The sequence below is a fragment of the Phytobacter sp. genome, from assembly GCF_059074235.1.
Window position 1 is genome coordinate 51,916 of record NZ_JCACPZ010000003.1, and the last position, 15,159, is coordinate 67,074.

Consider the following 15,159-nt stretch of genomic DNA (forward strand, 5'->3'; position numbering starts at 1 on the left):
ATAATGGGAAGCCATAATGACGGAACAACAACACTCCTCTGCCGTGGTTGAAGAGACCAAACAGGTTGATGGCACGACGCCGACGCCCGAAAAAGCCGAGAAGAACAACCGCGCTGGCAAGACAAGTCTTGCCTTGAGTGTCATTGCGATAGCTATCGCACTGGCCGCAGGCGCCGGTCTTTATGGCTGGGTCAAGCATCAGACCACCGTTATACGTGCAACGAACGATGAACTGGCAAACCAGGTCATTGCTTTGCAACAAGCACAGGACAAACAAAAAGCCGGGCTTGAAGGCATTATCAAACAGCAAGCCACCCAGCTGGATGATGCTAAACGCCAGCAAGCGGCTCTCGCCAAACAGCTGGATGAGTTGCAGCAAAAAGTGGCGACCATTTCAGGCTCCGACTCCAAAACCTGGCTTCTGGCGCAGGCTGATTTCCTGGTCAAGCTGGCAGGTCGCAAACTCTGGAGCGATCAGGATGCCACCACGGCTGCGGCACTCTTAAAAAGCGCCGATATTAGCCTTGCTGAAATGAACGACCCGAGCCTGATTACCGCCCGTCGGGCCATCACGGAGGATGTCACCACGCTCTCCGCGATTACGCAGGTGGACTATGACGGTATTATTCTGAAAGTAAATCAGCTTTCAAATCAGATTGATAACTTACGTCTGGCAGACAATAACGACGACGATACCCCAATGGACAATGACAGCGGCGAGCTGTCCAGTTCAATCAGCGAATGGCGCGTAAACCTGCAAAAAAGCTGGCAGAATTTTATGGACAGCTTTATCACCATTCGCCGTCGCGATGATACCGCCGTGCCATTACTGGCACCCAATCAGGACGTCTACCTGCGCGAAAACATTCGCTCACGTCTGTTAGTTGCCGCGCAGGCCGTTCCACGTCACCAGGAAGAAACCTACAAGCAGGCGCTGGATAACGTGTCGACCTGGGTTCGTGCTTACTACGATACCGAAGATGCCACGACCAAAGCGTTCCTTGAAGAGCTCGATAGGCTCGATCAGCAGAGCATCGCGATGAGTGTACCGGAGTCGCTGCAAAGCCAGCCGATTCTGGAAAAACTGATGCAAACCCGCGTGCGTAATTTATTGACGCAACCCGGTGCGGATGCCAGTCAGCCCGCGCCCGCTAACGCGCCGCAGGGAGAATAATCATGCTGAAAGTATTATTGCTCTTTGCACTGTTACTGGCAGGTATCGTGGTTGGTCCGATGATCGCCGGTCATCAGGGTTATGTACTTATTCAGACGGATAATTACAACATCGAAACCAGCGTAACGGGTCTGGTGATCATCCTGATCCTTGCTCTCGTTGTTATCTTTGCCGTTGAATGGCTGCTGCGTCGTATTTTCCGCACGGGTGCGCATACACGTGGCTGGTTCGTTGGTCGTAAACGTCGCCGTGCGCGTAAGCAGACCGAACAGGCATTACTTAAGCTGGCAGAAGGGGATTATCAGCAGGTTGAGAAGCTGATGGCGAAAAACGCCGATCATGCTGAGCAACCGGTGGTGAACTATCTTTTAGCGTCTGAAGCCGCACAGCAGCGTGGTGATGAGGTTCGTGCAAATCAGCACCTGGAACGTGCCGCTGAGCTTGCAGGCAACGATCTGATTCCCGTTGAGATCACTCGCGTTCGTTTGCAACTTGCGCGTAATGAAAATCACGCAGCCCGACACGGTGTCGATAAGTTGCTGGAAATAACGCCGCGCCATCCGGAAGTACTGCGCCTGGCAGAGCAAGCCTACATTCGCACCAGCGCATGGGGCTCGCTGCTGGACATTATTCCGTCCATGGCGAAAGCCAATGTCGCAGATGAAGCGCATCGGGACGCACTTCAGCAGCAGGCGTGGATTGGTTTAATGGATCAGGCTCGCGCCGATCAGGGGAGCGAAGGATTGAACACCTGGTGGAAACATCAGAGCCGTAAAACGCGGCATCAACCTCTGTTGCAAGTGGCTATGGCCGAGCATCTGATTGAATGTGACGATCACGACACGGCGCAAGCGATCCTGCTGGATGGCCTAAAACGTCAGTATGACGATCGCCTGGTGATGGTCATCCCGCGTCTCAAAACGAATAACCCTGAGCAGGTTGAAAAGATACTTCGCCAACAGATTAAGACCCAGGGCGACCGCCCGCTACTCTGGAGTACTCTGGGACAATCGTTGATGAAACACGGGGAATGGAAAGAGGCTTGCCTTGCATTCCGTGCAGCCATCAAACAGCGCCCTGACGCGTTCGACTATGCGTGGCTGGCGGATTGCCTGGACCGCCTCCATCAGCCTGAAGAGGCAGCGACCATGCGTCGCGATGGATTGTTGCTGACACTACAGAACAACCCACCTTCCTGATCTCACGGGGCCAAACGGCCCCGTTTTTTTACCTGTTAATATGAGCACGCTGTGCTACAGTTTTTGGGTCTCAGTTAACGGAACGCTCCCGCCAATGTAACGATTTCCCTCGAGTTACCCTTTTTTATCTGTGCAGCTTTTTGCTGCAGGGCATCACTCGTTTCGGGAAGTCACATTATGAATACCCTGTTATTTGCGCTTATGCGTGCATTACGCGTGCATCGTTGGCTGCGTCTGCTCCTTGGCGCATTTGTCTTATCGTCTCTTGGGAATGGATTAACGCAGGTACTGGTTTTCGGCCTACTACTGGACTGGAAAGCGTCCCCATCAACGCTCACCCTCGCGTATATGCTTGCCACGCTGCCCGGCTTTTTGGGCAGTCTTGTGGGAGAGAAACTTTGCCAATCGATATCCCCCGCCCGGTTGTTGATCCTCACGGAAACACTGGGGCTGGCAGCATTGAGCTTGCCATTGCTGGGATTATTGCATCACAGCATAACGGCATTACTTTTAGTGCAATCCGTTGAAGCCCTCTTGGGTGGAATGTCCTGGCCGTCCCTCACGTTGCTTTTTAAACGCGGCTTATCAGCCCAGGAGCTGCCAGCAGCCACGGCGATGGAAACCGTGATCTTTGCCTCTCAGGTTTTGCTGGGTACGGGCATGGGCGTGCTGTTGTTTGGTACCGTCGATCCGCGGGTACTTTTGGGCATTGATGCATTAAGTTTTCTGGCGGCTATCACACTGCTGGTTTTGACCTCTTTTTGTTATCGCACACATCACGACAAGAGTCGCGAAGATGTCGAAGTCTCAGCAGGGTTAAGCTGGTCTTCACTCAGCCGACGACAAAAACGGAGTCTGTTGATACTTCCCGTGCTGGCTGCCGTCGGTTCACCCGCAATGGCCTTAATGCCCGCGCTGGTTCAACAGATTCAACCGGATAATTCGACAGCCCTGGCTTTACCGCTGCTTTTTGCCCGTAGCCTTGGGCAGCTTTGCGGCCCGTTGCTGCTTGATAGTAAAAAGCTTCCGGGCTATGCCTCACGCAATCGCGTTTTACTGATGTGTCTGGGGATCTTTCTGGGAGCTTATGGTCTGGTGCCGCTGGTTGCTGGACAATTAGCGGCGATATCAGGGCTGATTTTTGTCGCACATCTGGCATCAAATGTCCTTTTCGCCGTGGGGACTTTCAGTCTGCTCGACGGGTTTTCCACCACCCAGGTTCCTACCGCCAGTGCCAGAGCATGGCGCTGGCAAACCGTTACAGCCACGGTAGTGACTGCAATTGCCGCATTACTTGCCGTCAGGTGGGGGGCGATGCAGGCGCTCTACAGCGTGTCACTCTGTACATTGCTGTTGTCTGCACTGGCGATGCATCGTTACCGACAATAATTTCAAAAAATCCCATAAAAAAACGCCTGCTAAATAGCAGGCGTTAAAACAGGTCTGTGTGACAACATAAATGGGTGCTTCACTCAACGTTATGTCCATGGTGTCTGATGAGGCCGAAGCGACATCTGTCAGTGGACGATAAGCACCGTAAACGGCTCTGCATCATTCCTGAGTTTATGAGGCACTAAGGCGAACATAAGAGATGGAATGAGCATCTACACGTATATTATTGCACATAGTGTGCCAGGTTGGCATTAGCAAAAGCGATCTACTGCAACCTTTTAAGAATGCAGGTAATTCAGGGGTGTCAGGGGAGAAACAGACGCGACAGGAGTCTAACAGAACTCTTTTTTGTCGCTTACAGGAGACAAACAAAACAGCAGTGCGATAAACCGTTTCATTTCAAGAGGTTGAGCGTCACCAAATAGAGACAATCAGGATTTGTGTTGTCGCTGATTCGCAACAGGTCAAAATGAAGAGTTTGTAAGACGCAGAAAACAAAAAACCCCGCCGAAGCGGGGTTCAAAATTGGTCGGCGAGAGAGGATTCGAACCTCCGACCCACTGGTCCCAAACCAGTTGCGCTACCAAGCTGCGCTACTCGCCGATGTACTGCTTTTTGACTTTTTTGTTCAATCAAAGTTGTGGTGCGAGGGGGGGGACTCGAACCCCCACATCCTAAGGACACTAACACCTGAAGCTAGCGCGTCTACCAATTCCGCCACCTTCGCATTCCACGAAACTTTTTACAACAAAACTTTTTACTACTAAATAATGGGGTGGCTAATGGGACTCGAACCCACGACAACTGGAATCACAATCCAGGGCTCTACCAACTGAGCTATAGCCACCACTACAAATTTTTTAACGCGGCCCCGTAATTTACAGGCCACCGCAGCTCATCAAGCACCGGGTTAAATGGTGCGCCCGACAGGATTCGAACCTGAGACCTCTGCCTCCGGAGGGCAGCGCTCTATCCAGCTGAGCTACGGGCGCTTAGCGCCGTTGCGGGGCTGGATATTACGGACTTCCCTACCCTCTGTCTAGTGCCTTTTTAAATAAAATGTTCGTTTGGTCATGCTTTGTTCATTTTGGTGATTATTCCCTCACATTACGGCTTTCAACATGGCGACCGAAGCCCAAAAGCTTGTAGGCAACACTCACAACAGCCATAAACAGGATGCCAACAAAGAGCGACATACGCGTATCTTCGTTAAATGCCATGCCGATCAGTACACAAATCAGGAACGCCATCGTGGCATAGTTAGCCCATGGGAAGAGAATAGAGCGGAATGGATGGCTGGCAATCGCCTGCTTATGCGCAATGCGGAAGCGAATCTGGCTCACCAGAATCACAAACCATGGCACCATGCCCGGCAATACGCTGGCGCTGTAGACATAAACGAATACACGCTGCGGATTCGGGATGATGTAGTTCAGGCACGAACCGATCAGCAGGATAACGATAGAGATGCTCACACCGGCTACCGGCACTCCGCTTTTCGATACTTTCGCAACAGATGCAGGTAACTGGCGGTTCTTGGCCAGTGCGTAGAGCATACGCCCGCAGCTATACATACCGCTGTTACAGCCAGAAAGCGCCGCGGTCAGAACCACGAAGTTAATGATACCTGCTGCTGCCGTAATACCGATCTTAGCGAAGGTCAGAACAAACGGGCTACCGTTAGTACCAATCTCATTCCACGGGAAAATAGTGACGATAACGAAGATAGCGCCCACATAGAAAATCAGGATGCGCCACAGCACTTTGCCGACCGCACTGCGCAGAGTAACCTGTGGATTTTTGGCCTCGCCGGCAGTAATACCGATCAATTCCACGCCCTGGTAAGAAGCAACAACGATACACAGCGCCGTCAGGAAGCCTTTCCAGCCACCCGCAAAGAAGCCGCCATGTTCAGTGAGGTTACCGAAACCAATAGAGTGGCCGCCATTACCAAACCCAAAGAAGATAACGCCCAGCCCGACCACAATCATTACGATGATGGTGGTGACTTTGATCATTGCAAACCAGAACTCAATCTCACCGTACAGGCGAACAGCCGCAAGGTTTGCCATCGCCACCAGTCCGACGGCGATAAGCGCGGGTATCCACTGCGCCATCTCCGGGAACCAGAACTGAACATAGACGCCGATGGCGGTTATCTCCGAGATCCCCACGGCCATCCACATAAACCAGTAGGACCATGCGGTGAGGTATCCAAAGAAGGGGCTCATGTAGCGGTGAGCATAAACGGCGAAGGAACCAGCAACAGGTTCCAGGAAAAGCATTTCGCCCATTGAGCGCATAATGAAGAACACGAAAAGCCCGGCGATAATGTACGCCAGTAACACGGAAGGACCAGCCCATTTCAGGGTGCTCGCCGCGCCCATAAACAGGCCTACGCCTATCGTGCCACCCAGGGCAATTAATTCAATGTGACGAGACTCCAGGCCGCGCTGGAGCTCGGGTTTGTTTTCGGCCATATAACCTCTGTTGTATTTGCGTCTTTCCCGCCTGGCGGGTTGTTTTTATGAGAGTAACGTGCAGCAATACACCGATACTGGCGTCGAACGTGCGAAATACGCCGCCACAATGCATTGAGTGAGCGAATGGTTTATTAAATTGAGGGAAATGGCAAACGATGTGTAAAAAAATTCTATGTTTCGCACAATAAAACGGCGAATGCATCGCGCCAGAGCGGCGCGATGGCAGAAAATTATAGATTGCCCCGGTAGTGCCAGGACAGATAACGCAGCAGACGTAGCTGTCGCGTGATGCGACTTGGCTGGGAAAGAAGACGATATAACCACTCCAGCCCCATTCGCTGCCATATCCTGGGTGCGCGCTTAACATGTCCGGTGAATACGTCGTACGTGCCCCCCACGCCCATGTACAGCGCATGTGGGTAGACGGCACGGCAATCGCGCATCAGGATTTCCTGACGCGGTGAGCCCATTGCCACCGTCACAATCTTCGCGCCGCTGCCGCGGATCCTCTCGAAAAGTGCCTGCCGTTCTTCAGCCCGAAAGTAACCGTCCTGGCTGTCCACAATATTGACCTGCCACTGGCTGCGTAGCTTTTCTTTTGTTTGCGCCAGCACCTCAGGCTTGCCGCCAACCAGAAACACAGGCGTCCCTTCACGTCCGGCTTTCTCCATCAGAGCTTCCCATAAATCAGCGCCTGCAACGCGTCTTACGTCAGCCTGAGGGTATTTCTTGCGAACCGAACGCACCACACTAATGCCATCGGCGTACTTAAACTCAGCATTGTCGATCAGAGTGCGAACCTGCGGTTCGTCTTCAATAGTCAGCATTTTTTCGGCATTAATGGCGACCAGGGTTCCTTCTTTGATGGCACCATCGGCATATAAATAGTCCAGAGCGTGCTGCATATCGCGCCAGCCGATAAGCTTTAATCCACGCAGCTCATACACCGGAGCAGCAGTGTTGTCAGTCATTCGCATCCTTATTCAGACCTGAGACAAAGGGATGCCACGCTTATGAATAAGCCCGGCAACATCAAACAGCCAGTAAAGCAACTTCGCCATCAGCAAACAGGCACCGAAAATGACGAGGAAAAAAACCACTCGCGAGGCAAACGCATCCAGCCCTTCACGTGCGAGGACGATCATGTTGAAGATGGCACCGAAGCAGAAGCTATGCAAAATGGCGGCTTTGTAGCGATTTGTTTCCCGGTTGCCGAGCGTGTAGATCCAGTCAAACCACTTGATAATGAGCCCCACCACCACACCACCGAACGGAATAAACCACACCCCGCCCATCACTACCAGAGAGCCAATCAGTGTTGGAGAAATGGCCAGCCCGGAATGGTTGTTCAGCACTTCCCAGGTAAAGTAGTTCGCCGAGTTGAGCACGATACCCGGGCGGGTAGGCCATAACCAGGTGGGAATAAAGACGTAGAAATCACGCACAATCGGGGCCAACCCCTGGAAATCGATCTTGTCGTAATTTTGCAGCAGCAGCGACAGATTCTCCCATGGCGAGAAGGTGTCGCGGGTCAGATACAAGAAGGTATAAAACGCTTCATCGCCACTGACGTTCAGTCCATAGCGTTTAAGCGCCAGCCAGAACATACCGACAATTCCCATCACCCCCGCCGCAGCCAGCATCCAAAGCGAGATCCAGCCGCGAATAATGCCGATGAACAGGAAGATGGCAAACGCGATAATGATATTGGCGCGCGTTCCCCCCACGATCATGTACGTCAGCAGACCAAACGCGACGGTACTGACGAGGAAAAACAGCCATGCCTGCGCGCTTTGGCGCAAGAAGTAGACCACCAGCATGGCTGGAATAAAGAAGTAAAAGAAGCGCTTAAGGGCAACACCGGAGACTTCGCTGGAAAAGATCTGGCTGTATGAATGCAGGCGAAACAGCAAAAAGCCGTTATGCATAAAGAAAATACCGACACTCACCAGCGCAATTGCCAGCAACATGGCGCAGGTCAGATGGGCTTCCACCCGGTTCACCGTAAACAAAGGGCGACGGGGAGTGACCCGAGACGAAGATCGTAGCCGGGTTTTGTAGGTGATGTAATAGATGCCGTAAAAGCAGGTTGCCGCCAGCAGTGACTGCATCATGACGCCTGGCGGAGCGACAGCAACGTCAAAGCGGAACACCAGAATACTGGTTAACGGGAAACCAAAGAAAAACGTCAGCAAAAAAAGCAGCGAAAAGAAGACGTTGAAGTTAAAACGAACCCGGCGAAACTCAAACCACGTCAACGTGGCGATAAACAGCGACGCCACCAACCAGAGAATCAGTAACCCGCAGAACTCAAGTGGGCTCATCGTACTTCCCCTGCAGCAATACGTAACGCCTGATGCCATGGAGCCAGATAATTCGGACTAAAGAAGGTAATGGCGTCTTTATCCACGGCCAATAGCTGGCGCTGCGCCTCCCGGATAATACTTTCATTAAGCGTATCATCAGTAAACAGCACCGGAACGCCCTCTTCGACCATATCCCGCCAGAACGGATTTTTACGATTGAGAACGCAGGGAATACCCGCCTGTATCAGAAGACAAAGGGTGCCAATCCCCTGCTGCCGGGCAAAAATGAAATAGCCCAAATCACACTCACTCAGCAGCGTCAGATAATCATCAAACGCCATTTTCTCATCTAAAATCCGCAAGTTGTCCGGGCTAAACAGTGCCAGCCCGGCCTGACGGACTTGAGCAATATAACTCTCGTTATTCGCCGGATACCCCATGGGCACAATAACGTTAACGTTATCCCCGAACTGGCGATGAAGCGCATTCAGGGCAGCAATGTGTTCATTGCTCGGATCGCCAGAATTGCCCACCAGCACCGTCAATTTGCCTTCACGTTTAATTTCGTAGGCCAGCGTATTCAGCGCCGGATCCATCCGCGTCGGGAAGTACAACAGTTCCCCACGCACATCAGGATGCACTTTTTTAAACCAGGCCAAATCGCCTCTTGTGGCAAAAATCGCCCCGACACGATTCTGTGCCAGCCGACGCACTGGGTAAAACAGGCGGAATTTGAGACTGCGGGAAACTTCATAGAGATCGGCTCCCCAGGCATGCCAGTAAAACTGAGATGATTTAATCGCCCCACGCAACAGCGCCAGCCAGATGCCGGTATTAAATTGGCCGTGAAAGAAGAAGCGCTGCTCTCGGTTCGCCTTCGCTTTGGCGATGACCGCCTGCGCCAGGGCTTGTTTCGAGCCCAAAAAATGCAGGGTCAAGGCGGGATAAGTCACACTCATCCCTTCATCCTGCCCGGCCAACATAAACTCACGGGCGTGCTCGCCCGTGGCCGCGAGATGGTCATTGAAGAATCGCAGCACAGTATGATTATGGTGTGGGATATCCGATCCCAGTACGTGTATGAGTGCAGTCATTGCCGTCTACGCCAGAGTAAAAACACGCCACAACAGAGGGCGAAATAAATAATGTACGTTGCCATATAGGCCTGTGCTGCCCCAGCCGCACCGTGGGCCGGGATCAGTAAACGAGAAAAGGCCGTTAGCAACGCAAACTGACTCAATTCCGCCAGAATATAGAACCGCAGCGACGCTTTCGCGATAACCAGATAACCAAATACGTAAGCGCCTACTTTCAATACATCCCCGACCAACTGCCAGGCGAACAAATCGCGCATGGCGGTGAATTTGTCCGAAAACAGCAGCCAGATAGCGAAATCCCGGAGTAACCAAACACAGAAGCTCGCCGCCGCTACCGCAGGCAGAACAAATTTGAGCGACTTCACAATCTCACGGGTAATGTCCTGCTTCGCGGTCAACCGGGACAACGTCGGCAGCAGGTAAACGCTAAACGAGGCGGTAATAAATTGTAGATAAGCATCGGAGATACTGCTCACCCCTTGCCATATTCCAACATCCTCCCAGCTGTAATGGGCGGCCAGTTGGTTTCGCATCATCACATAGGCTAACGGTAAGGTCGCGGAGGTGATGAGCGCCATCAGGGTGAACTTACTGAGCTGTCCGGCCAGGCCGTTATCCCAACGCGGTGCGAAGTACGTAAGTGGCACATGGCGGCGTCTGACCAACATAAACAGGGCCGGAATCACCACCAGCGCAGGCACCAGCGCCATTCCCAGCAATGCGCCCTGATACTGACCGACCTTATAGCAGGCATACCAGGCTAACACGCCGATCACGCTGCCGATAATCAGCGATAGCGCATTACCCGCTGCATCGCGAAAGCCCTTCATCACCGCCAGCAACAGGTTTGCCCAAGCAATCCCCATTTGGACCAGCGCCACCAGGCGCACCAGGCCCTGATAATCCTGATGACCAAAGAGCCCCTGGCTGATCGGGGCGGCGGCCAGCAGAAATACCAGCGCCATCAGCGTCGAGAAGCCCAGAACCATTGCCGAAGCGGTGCCAACCACCTCGCGCAATCGCAGCGGATCGTCGTGATGCTGCGAAACGAATTTGGTCACACCGTTAAAAATACCCGCCCCGGCAAGCACGCCCAGCACGGTCACCAACTGGCGGAAATTTCCCGCTTGCCCGACACCTGCCGGGCCAAACGCCAGGGCCAGCAGTTTAACCACCAGCAAGCCCGCGCCAATCTTGACGAGGGTACTTGCGGCGGTCCAGACAGAGGCTTTAGCCAGCGACATGTTAGTTAAAATAGCTCAGCAAGGTATTGATCACCGTACGCTGATTAACCGGAGCGAGATTGTAGAAAAGCGGCAGGCGAAGCAAACGCTCACTTTCCTTCGTGGTGTGCAGGTCTTCACCGTGGAATTCACCGAATTTTTCACCTGCCGGAGACGCATGCAGCGGGATGTAGTGGAACACCGACAGAATTTCAGCCTCCTTCAGGAAGGCGATCAGTTTGCTACGGTCATCTTCATCGCGCAGCTTAATGTAGAACATATGCGCGTTGTGGCCGCAGTCTTTAGGGATCGACGGCAGCATAATTCGTCCGGCACGGGCCAGCGGCGTAAGCGCATCAAAATAGGTCTGCCACAAAGAGAGACGCTGCTGATTGATGCGATCCGCCGCTTCCAGCTGTGCCCACAAGTATGCAGCCTGGAGATCGGCCATCAGGTAACTGGAGCCTATGTCCCGCCAGGTGTATTTATCCACCTGCCCCCGGAAGAACTGACTGCGGTTGGTGCCTTTCTCACGGATAACTTCCGCACGCTCAACCAGCGCACGATCGTTAATCAGTGTCGCTCCACCCTCACCACCCGCCGTGTAGTTCTTGGTCTCGTGGAAGCTAAAGCAGCCAATGTGACCAATGGTACCCAGCGCACGGCCTTTGTAAGTGGACATCACGCCCTGTGCGGCATCTTCCACCACAAACAGATTGTGCCGGTTAGCGATGGCCATGATGGTGTCCATTTCACAAGCCACACCGGCATAGTGAACAGGCACAATGGCGCGGGTGTTTTCAGTGATAGCCGCTTCAATGCGAGTTTCATCGATGTTCATGGTATCCGGACGGATATCAACGAAGACGATTTTCGCGCCACGCAGCACAAAAGCATTCGCCGTCGACACAAAGGTATAGCTTGGCATGATCACTTCGTCGCCAGGCTGGATGTCCAGCAGCAGTGCCGCCATCTCCAGCGACGCCGTACAAGACGGCGTCAACAGGACTTTCGGGCTGTGGAAGCGCTGTTCCATCCACTGCTGGCAGCGACGGGTGAAACCACCGTCACCACAGAGTTTGCCGCTGCCCATCGCCGACTGCATGTAATCGAGTTCCGTTCCTACTACCGGAGGTGCGTTAAAAGGGATCATAGGGTCACCTGTATAGCCAGTAAGCAGTGCTTTCCATTATCGCACCGCTACGAGTGTATCGTTTGATGGCGGCAAGATTACCTATTTGTGTCGCCACACGAAGCGTTGTGAGCTGGCGCTGGCGTGCCCATTGGCATGCTGTCAGCATCAGTTTTTCTCCTGCGCCGTACCCGCCCAGCAGGCCAATACGGGCTTCGTGGTCGTTGAGCTGACGCAAGGAGACAAAAGCAGAGATATCGCCAGATGCTGTACGGAACAGCAGGCATTCATGGTCAAACACGCCTTTGACTGCGTTTTCAATCCATTGTGCGTAGAAGCGTCCACTGGCCTGCGCAGGATACCAGGGGGCACGGAAACGGCTTTGGCTGAAAAGATTCGCGGCCATGTCGCGCAATGGCGCGATGTCAGCGTCTACGGCGAGTTGTGCCAGGGGGTCGGTTCCGTTTTCCGGTACCGGCAGAGAAAAATCCGCTTCCCCTTCCACCAGATGAAAACCCAATTGCTGCAGGGCATCCAGGTGATGCGAATGCGCAGCCGGAATTTTCACCTGCACGCGTGGCCATGCACCAAAGGCTCCCGACTCGAGTGCGGGGGCATCATCCTGTAAACGCAAAATCGCGCTACGAATGCCGAAAAAGGCGCTTTCCCACGCCAGTTCTTCCAGGGTGCCGTGTATCGCCATGAGCCGTCCTTAGCGCCAGACGCCTTTGGTATCAACAACGTATTGCTGACGCACCTGGTCACTAGCAACCGCTTTGAATTCTTTGTGATCGACCAGCATGACAAGTACATCAGCCTGGGCCAGCGCCTCATCCAGACTCACCAGCAGGCAGTTTTCTGCCAGCCGGGCGGGCAGTTGATGGATGTTTGGTTCCACCACCAACGTTTCACCGCTATGCCACTGCGCAATACTGTGGGCAATTTCCATCGCCGGGCTTTCCCGCAAATCGTCAATGTTGGGTTTAAACGCAAGCCCAAAGCAGGCGACCTTCAGGTCACTCGCACGTTTGTCAGTCGCCGCCAGGCAGTCGGCAACCGTCGTTTTGACCTGGTTAAGTACCCAATGGGGTTTACTGTCGTTCACCTCACGCGCGGTGCGGATCAGGCGAGCCTGCTGCGGGTTTTGTGCCACGATAAACCAAGGGTCTACGGCGATGCAGTGCCCACCGACGCCAGGGCCCGGCTGCAGAATGTTTACACGCGGATGGCGGTTTGCCAAGCGTACCAGTTCCCAAACGTTAATGCCCTGGTCGGCACAAATCAGCGACAGTTCGTTGGCAAACGCAATGTTAACGTCGCGGAAACTGTTCTCGGTCAGCTTGCACATCTCAGCGGTGCGGGAGTTGGTCACCACACATTCGCCTTCGAGGAAAATCTTATACAACTCGCTCGCTCGCGCAGAGCAAACCGGCGTCATCCCGCCAATAACACGGTCATTCTTAATCAGTTCAACCATCACCTGGCCTGGCAGTACACGTTCCGGGCAGTAGGCAATATTGATATCAGCTTGCTCACCCGCCTGCTGCGGGAAGCTAAGATCCGGGCGAGCCTCAGCCAGCCATGCGGCCATTTGCTCGGTAGCACCGACTGGCGATGTCGACTCCAGAATCACCAACGCTCCTTTCTTCAGTACCGGCGCGACAGACTTAGCTGCAGCTTCCACGTACTTCATGTCAGGTTCATGTTCGCCTTTAAACGGTGTTGGGACGGCAATAAGATACGCATCCGCTTCAACAGGCGTGGTGCTGGCGCGCAACCAGCCGCCTTCAACAGCACGTTTCACCACCTCGTCCAGATCGGGCTCAACAATGTGAATCTTGCCCTGGTTGATGGTATCTACTGCGTGGGTGTTAATGTCGATCCCCACGACCTGTTTTTGCCGGGAGGCAAAAGCCGCTGCGGTTGGCAGTCCAATATAGCCAAGGCCAATGACGGAAATGGTTGTGAAGCTCATAGCGTTACCCGATTATTTTTCAGTGCATGCAAAATTCGACCACAGGCCTGCCCATCCCCATACGGATTGTGCGCGCGGCTCATGGCTTGCCATGCATCATTGTCATTCAACAGTCGCGAGACCTCTTCAACAATGCGCTGGCAGTTTGTTCCAACCAGCCTGACCGTCCCTGCGTCCACGGCTTCAGGACGTTCAGTCGTATCACGCATCACCAGCACCGGTTTACCCAGTGAGGGAGCTTCCTCCTGAATCCCACCTGAATCGGTAAGGATCAGCCAGGCGTGGTTCATCAGCCACAGGAATGGCAGGTAGTCCTGCGGCTCAATCAACGTAATATTTTCAACGTGCCCAAGAATGCGGTTCACGGGTTCGCTGACGTTGGGATTAAGGTGCACGGGATAGACAATCTGGACATCATCATGCTGCGCAGCAATCTCGGCCAGCGCATGGCAGATTTGTTCAAACCCACGGCCAAAACTTTCGCGGCGGTGCCCGGTAACCAGAATCAATTTCTTACTGCTATCCAGGAAGGGATAACGTGATGCCAGCTCTTCACGCATCGTGGCATTATTCAGAATACTGTCACGCACCCAGAAGAGCGCATCGATTACTGTGTTACCAGTGACGAAAATATGTTTATCGGCAATGTTTTCACGCAGCAGGTTACTCCGTGAGTTTTCCGTCGGCGCAAAGTGGTACAGCGCCAGGTGGCCGGTCAGTGTGCGATTTGCCTCTTCAGGCCAGGGGGATGACAGATCCCCGGTACGCAGCCCCGCCTCGACGTGACCTACAGGGATACGTTGATAGAAGGCAGCGAGACTTGCAGCAACCGTTGTAGTGGTATCACCATGAACCAGCACCACATCAGGCCGGAATGATTCAAGAATGGGTTTGAGCCCTTCCAGAATACGGCAGGTAATTTCTGACAGCCCTTGTCCTGGCTGCATGATGTTCAGGTCGTAATCCGGAACGATAGAAAAGAGATTTAATACCTGATCGAGCATCTCCCGATGCTGCGCAGTGACGCATACCTTTGCGTCGAAATCAGGATCCTTTGCCAGCGCATGAACCAGTGGAGCCATTTTAATGGCTTCCGGGCGTGTGCCAAATACGGTGAGTACTTTCACAACGTTTCTCTTCGATTAGGTGATGAAGGCACAGAGCCTTCATCTAAGACA

General features: G+C 53.4%; 12 protein-coding genes and 4 tRNA genes. 3 read left to right on the top strand and 13 right to left on the bottom strand.

Annotated elements, in window-relative coordinates; all coding sequences use genetic code 11:
* Positions 1 to 16: 16 nt before the first annotated feature.
* The 3 genes from hemX (at position 17) to AC5JPW_RS03570 (ending at position 3,762) form a co-directional block, all read left to right on the top strand.
* Complete coding sequence (gene hemX, locus AC5JPW_RS03560) at positions 17 to 1,174, top strand: uroporphyrinogen-III C-methyltransferase (protein WP_494238298.1); 1,158 nt, start codon at positions 17 to 19, stop codon at positions 1,172 to 1,174.
* A 2-nt stretch (positions 1,175 to 1,176) separates the two neighbouring features.
* Positions 1,177 to 2,373 (top strand): protoheme IX biogenesis protein HemY, encoded by a 1,197-nt coding sequence (gene hemY / locus AC5JPW_RS03565; RefSeq protein WP_494238299.1) that lies wholly within the window; start codon positions 1,177 to 1,179, stop codon positions 2,371 to 2,373.
* Positions 2,374 to 2,550: 177 nt separating this feature from the next.
* Positions 2,551 to 3,762 carry an MFS transporter gene (locus AC5JPW_RS03570; RefSeq protein WP_494238300.1) on the top strand — a complete coding sequence of 404 codons (1,212 nt, stop codon included), beginning with the start codon at positions 2,551 to 2,553 and terminating at the stop codon, positions 3,760 to 3,762.
* A gap of 529 nt (positions 3,763 to 4,291) precedes the next feature.
* On the opposite strand, the gene AC5JPW_RS03575 is transcribed toward AC5JPW_RS03570, so the two are convergent.
* The 13 genes from AC5JPW_RS03575 to wecB all read right to left on the bottom strand — a co-directional run bounded on the left by AC5JPW_RS03575 (position 4,292) and on the right by wecB (position 15,108).
* A tRNA-Pro gene (locus tag AC5JPW_RS03575) sits at positions 4,292 to 4,368 on the bottom strand.
* 38 nt (positions 4,369 to 4,406) lie between these two features.
* Positions 4,407 to 4,492: transfer RNA gene (locus AC5JPW_RS03580), tRNA-Leu, on the bottom strand.
* A 44-nt stretch (positions 4,493 to 4,536) separates the two neighbouring features.
* Positions 4,537 to 4,612 (bottom strand) — tRNA-His (locus AC5JPW_RS03585).
* Between the two features lie 68 nt (positions 4,613 to 4,680).
* Positions 4,681 to 4,757, bottom strand: a tRNA-Arg gene (locus AC5JPW_RS03590).
* Between the two features lie 102 nt (positions 4,758 to 4,859).
* Positions 4,860 to 6,245: a bifunctional threonine/serine APC transporter ThrP gene (thrP, locus tag AC5JPW_RS03595; protein ID WP_494238301.1), complete on the bottom strand. Its 1,386-nt coding sequence runs from the start codon at positions 6,243 to 6,245 to the stop codon at positions 4,860 to 4,862.
* A 233-nt stretch (positions 6,246 to 6,478) separates the two neighbouring features.
* Complete coding sequence (gene wecG / locus AC5JPW_RS03600; protein WP_494238302.1) at positions 6,479 to 7,219, bottom strand: lipopolysaccharide N-acetylmannosaminouronosyltransferase; 741 nt, start codon at positions 7,217 to 7,219, stop codon at positions 6,479 to 6,481.
* Between the two features lie 12 nt (positions 7,220 to 7,231).
* A complete protein-coding gene (wzyE, locus tag AC5JPW_RS03605) occupies positions 7,232 to 8,572 on the bottom strand; it encodes an ECA oligosaccharide polymerase (protein WP_494238303.1) in 1,341 nt (446 codons plus the stop codon).
* A complete protein-coding gene (locus AC5JPW_RS03610) occupies positions 8,569 to 9,648 on the bottom strand; it encodes a TDP-N-acetylfucosamine:lipid II N-acetylfucosaminyltransferase (protein ID WP_494238304.1) in 1,080 nt (359 codons plus the stop codon). Before AC5JPW_RS03610 ends, wzyE begins: the two co-directional genes overlap by 4 nt.
* On the bottom strand, positions 9,645 to 10,895 hold the full coding sequence (gene wzxE / locus AC5JPW_RS03615) for a lipid III flippase WzxE (protein ID WP_494238305.1): 1,251 nt from the start codon (positions 10,893 to 10,895) through the stop codon (positions 9,645 to 9,647). The genes AC5JPW_RS03610 and wzxE overlap by 4 nt, the downstream gene beginning before the upstream one ends.
* A 1-nt stretch (position 10,896) precedes the next feature.
* Complete coding sequence (gene rffA / locus AC5JPW_RS03620; protein WP_494238306.1) at positions 10,897 to 12,027, bottom strand: dTDP-4-amino-4,6-dideoxygalactose transaminase; 1,131 nt, start codon at positions 12,025 to 12,027, stop codon at positions 10,897 to 10,899.
* Positions 12,028 to 12,031: 4 nt separating this feature from the next.
* Entirely contained in the window at positions 12,032 to 12,709 is a 678-nt protein-coding gene (gene rffC / locus AC5JPW_RS03625) for a dTDP-4-amino-4,6-dideoxy-D-galactose acyltransferase (protein ID WP_494238307.1), read from the bottom strand.
* 9 nt (positions 12,710 to 12,718) lie between these two features.
* Positions 12,719 to 13,981, bottom strand: coding sequence for a UDP-N-acetyl-D-mannosamine dehydrogenase (wecC, locus tag AC5JPW_RS03630; protein ID WP_494238308.1), 1,263 nt, complete (start codon positions 13,979 to 13,981; stop codon positions 12,719 to 12,721).
* Positions 13,978 to 15,108: a non-hydrolyzing UDP-N-acetylglucosamine 2-epimerase gene (wecB, locus tag AC5JPW_RS03635; RefSeq protein WP_494238309.1), complete on the bottom strand. Its 1,131-nt coding sequence runs from the start codon at positions 15,106 to 15,108 to the stop codon at positions 13,978 to 13,980. The genes wecC and wecB overlap by 4 nt, the downstream gene beginning before the upstream one ends.
* Positions 15,109 to 15,159: the final 51 nt, after the last annotated feature.

Coding starts and splice junctions, on each gene's coding strand:
- hemX (WP_494238298.1), top strand. CDS start 17: ATGACGGAACAACAACACTCCTCTGCCGTGGTTGAAGAGACCAAACAG.
- hemY (WP_494238299.1), top strand. CDS start 1,177: ATGCTGAAAGTATTATTGCTCTTTGCACTGTTACTGGCAGGTATCGTG.
- AC5JPW_RS03570 (WP_494238300.1), top strand. CDS start 2,551: ATGAATACCCTGTTATTTGCGCTTATGCGTGCATTACGCGTGCATCGT.
- thrP (WP_494238301.1), bottom strand. CDS start 6,245: ATGGCCGAAAACAAACCCGAGCTCCAGCGCGGCCTGGAGTCTCGTCAC.
- wecG (WP_494238302.1), bottom strand. CDS start 7,219: ATGACTGACAACACTGCTGCTCCGGTGTATGAGCTGCGTGGATTAAAG.
- wzyE (WP_494238303.1), bottom strand. CDS start 8,572: ATGAGCCCACTTGAGTTCTGCGGGTTACTGATTCTCTGGTTGGTGGCG.
- AC5JPW_RS03610 (WP_494238304.1), bottom strand. CDS start 9,648: ATGACTGCACTCATACACGTACTGGGATCGGATATCCCACACCATAAT.
- wzxE (WP_494238305.1), bottom strand. CDS start 10,895: ATGTCGCTGGCTAAAGCCTCTGTCTGGACCGCCGCAAGTACCCTCGTC.
- rffA (WP_494238306.1), bottom strand. CDS start 12,027: ATGATCCCTTTTAACGCACCTCCGGTAGTAGGAACGGAACTCGATTAC.
- rffC (WP_494238307.1), bottom strand. CDS start 12,709: ATGGCGATACACGGCACCCTGGAAGAACTGGCGTGGGAAAGCGCCTTT.
- wecC (WP_494238308.1), bottom strand. CDS start 13,981: ATGAGCTTCACAACCATTTCCGTCATTGGCCTTGGCTATATTGGACTG.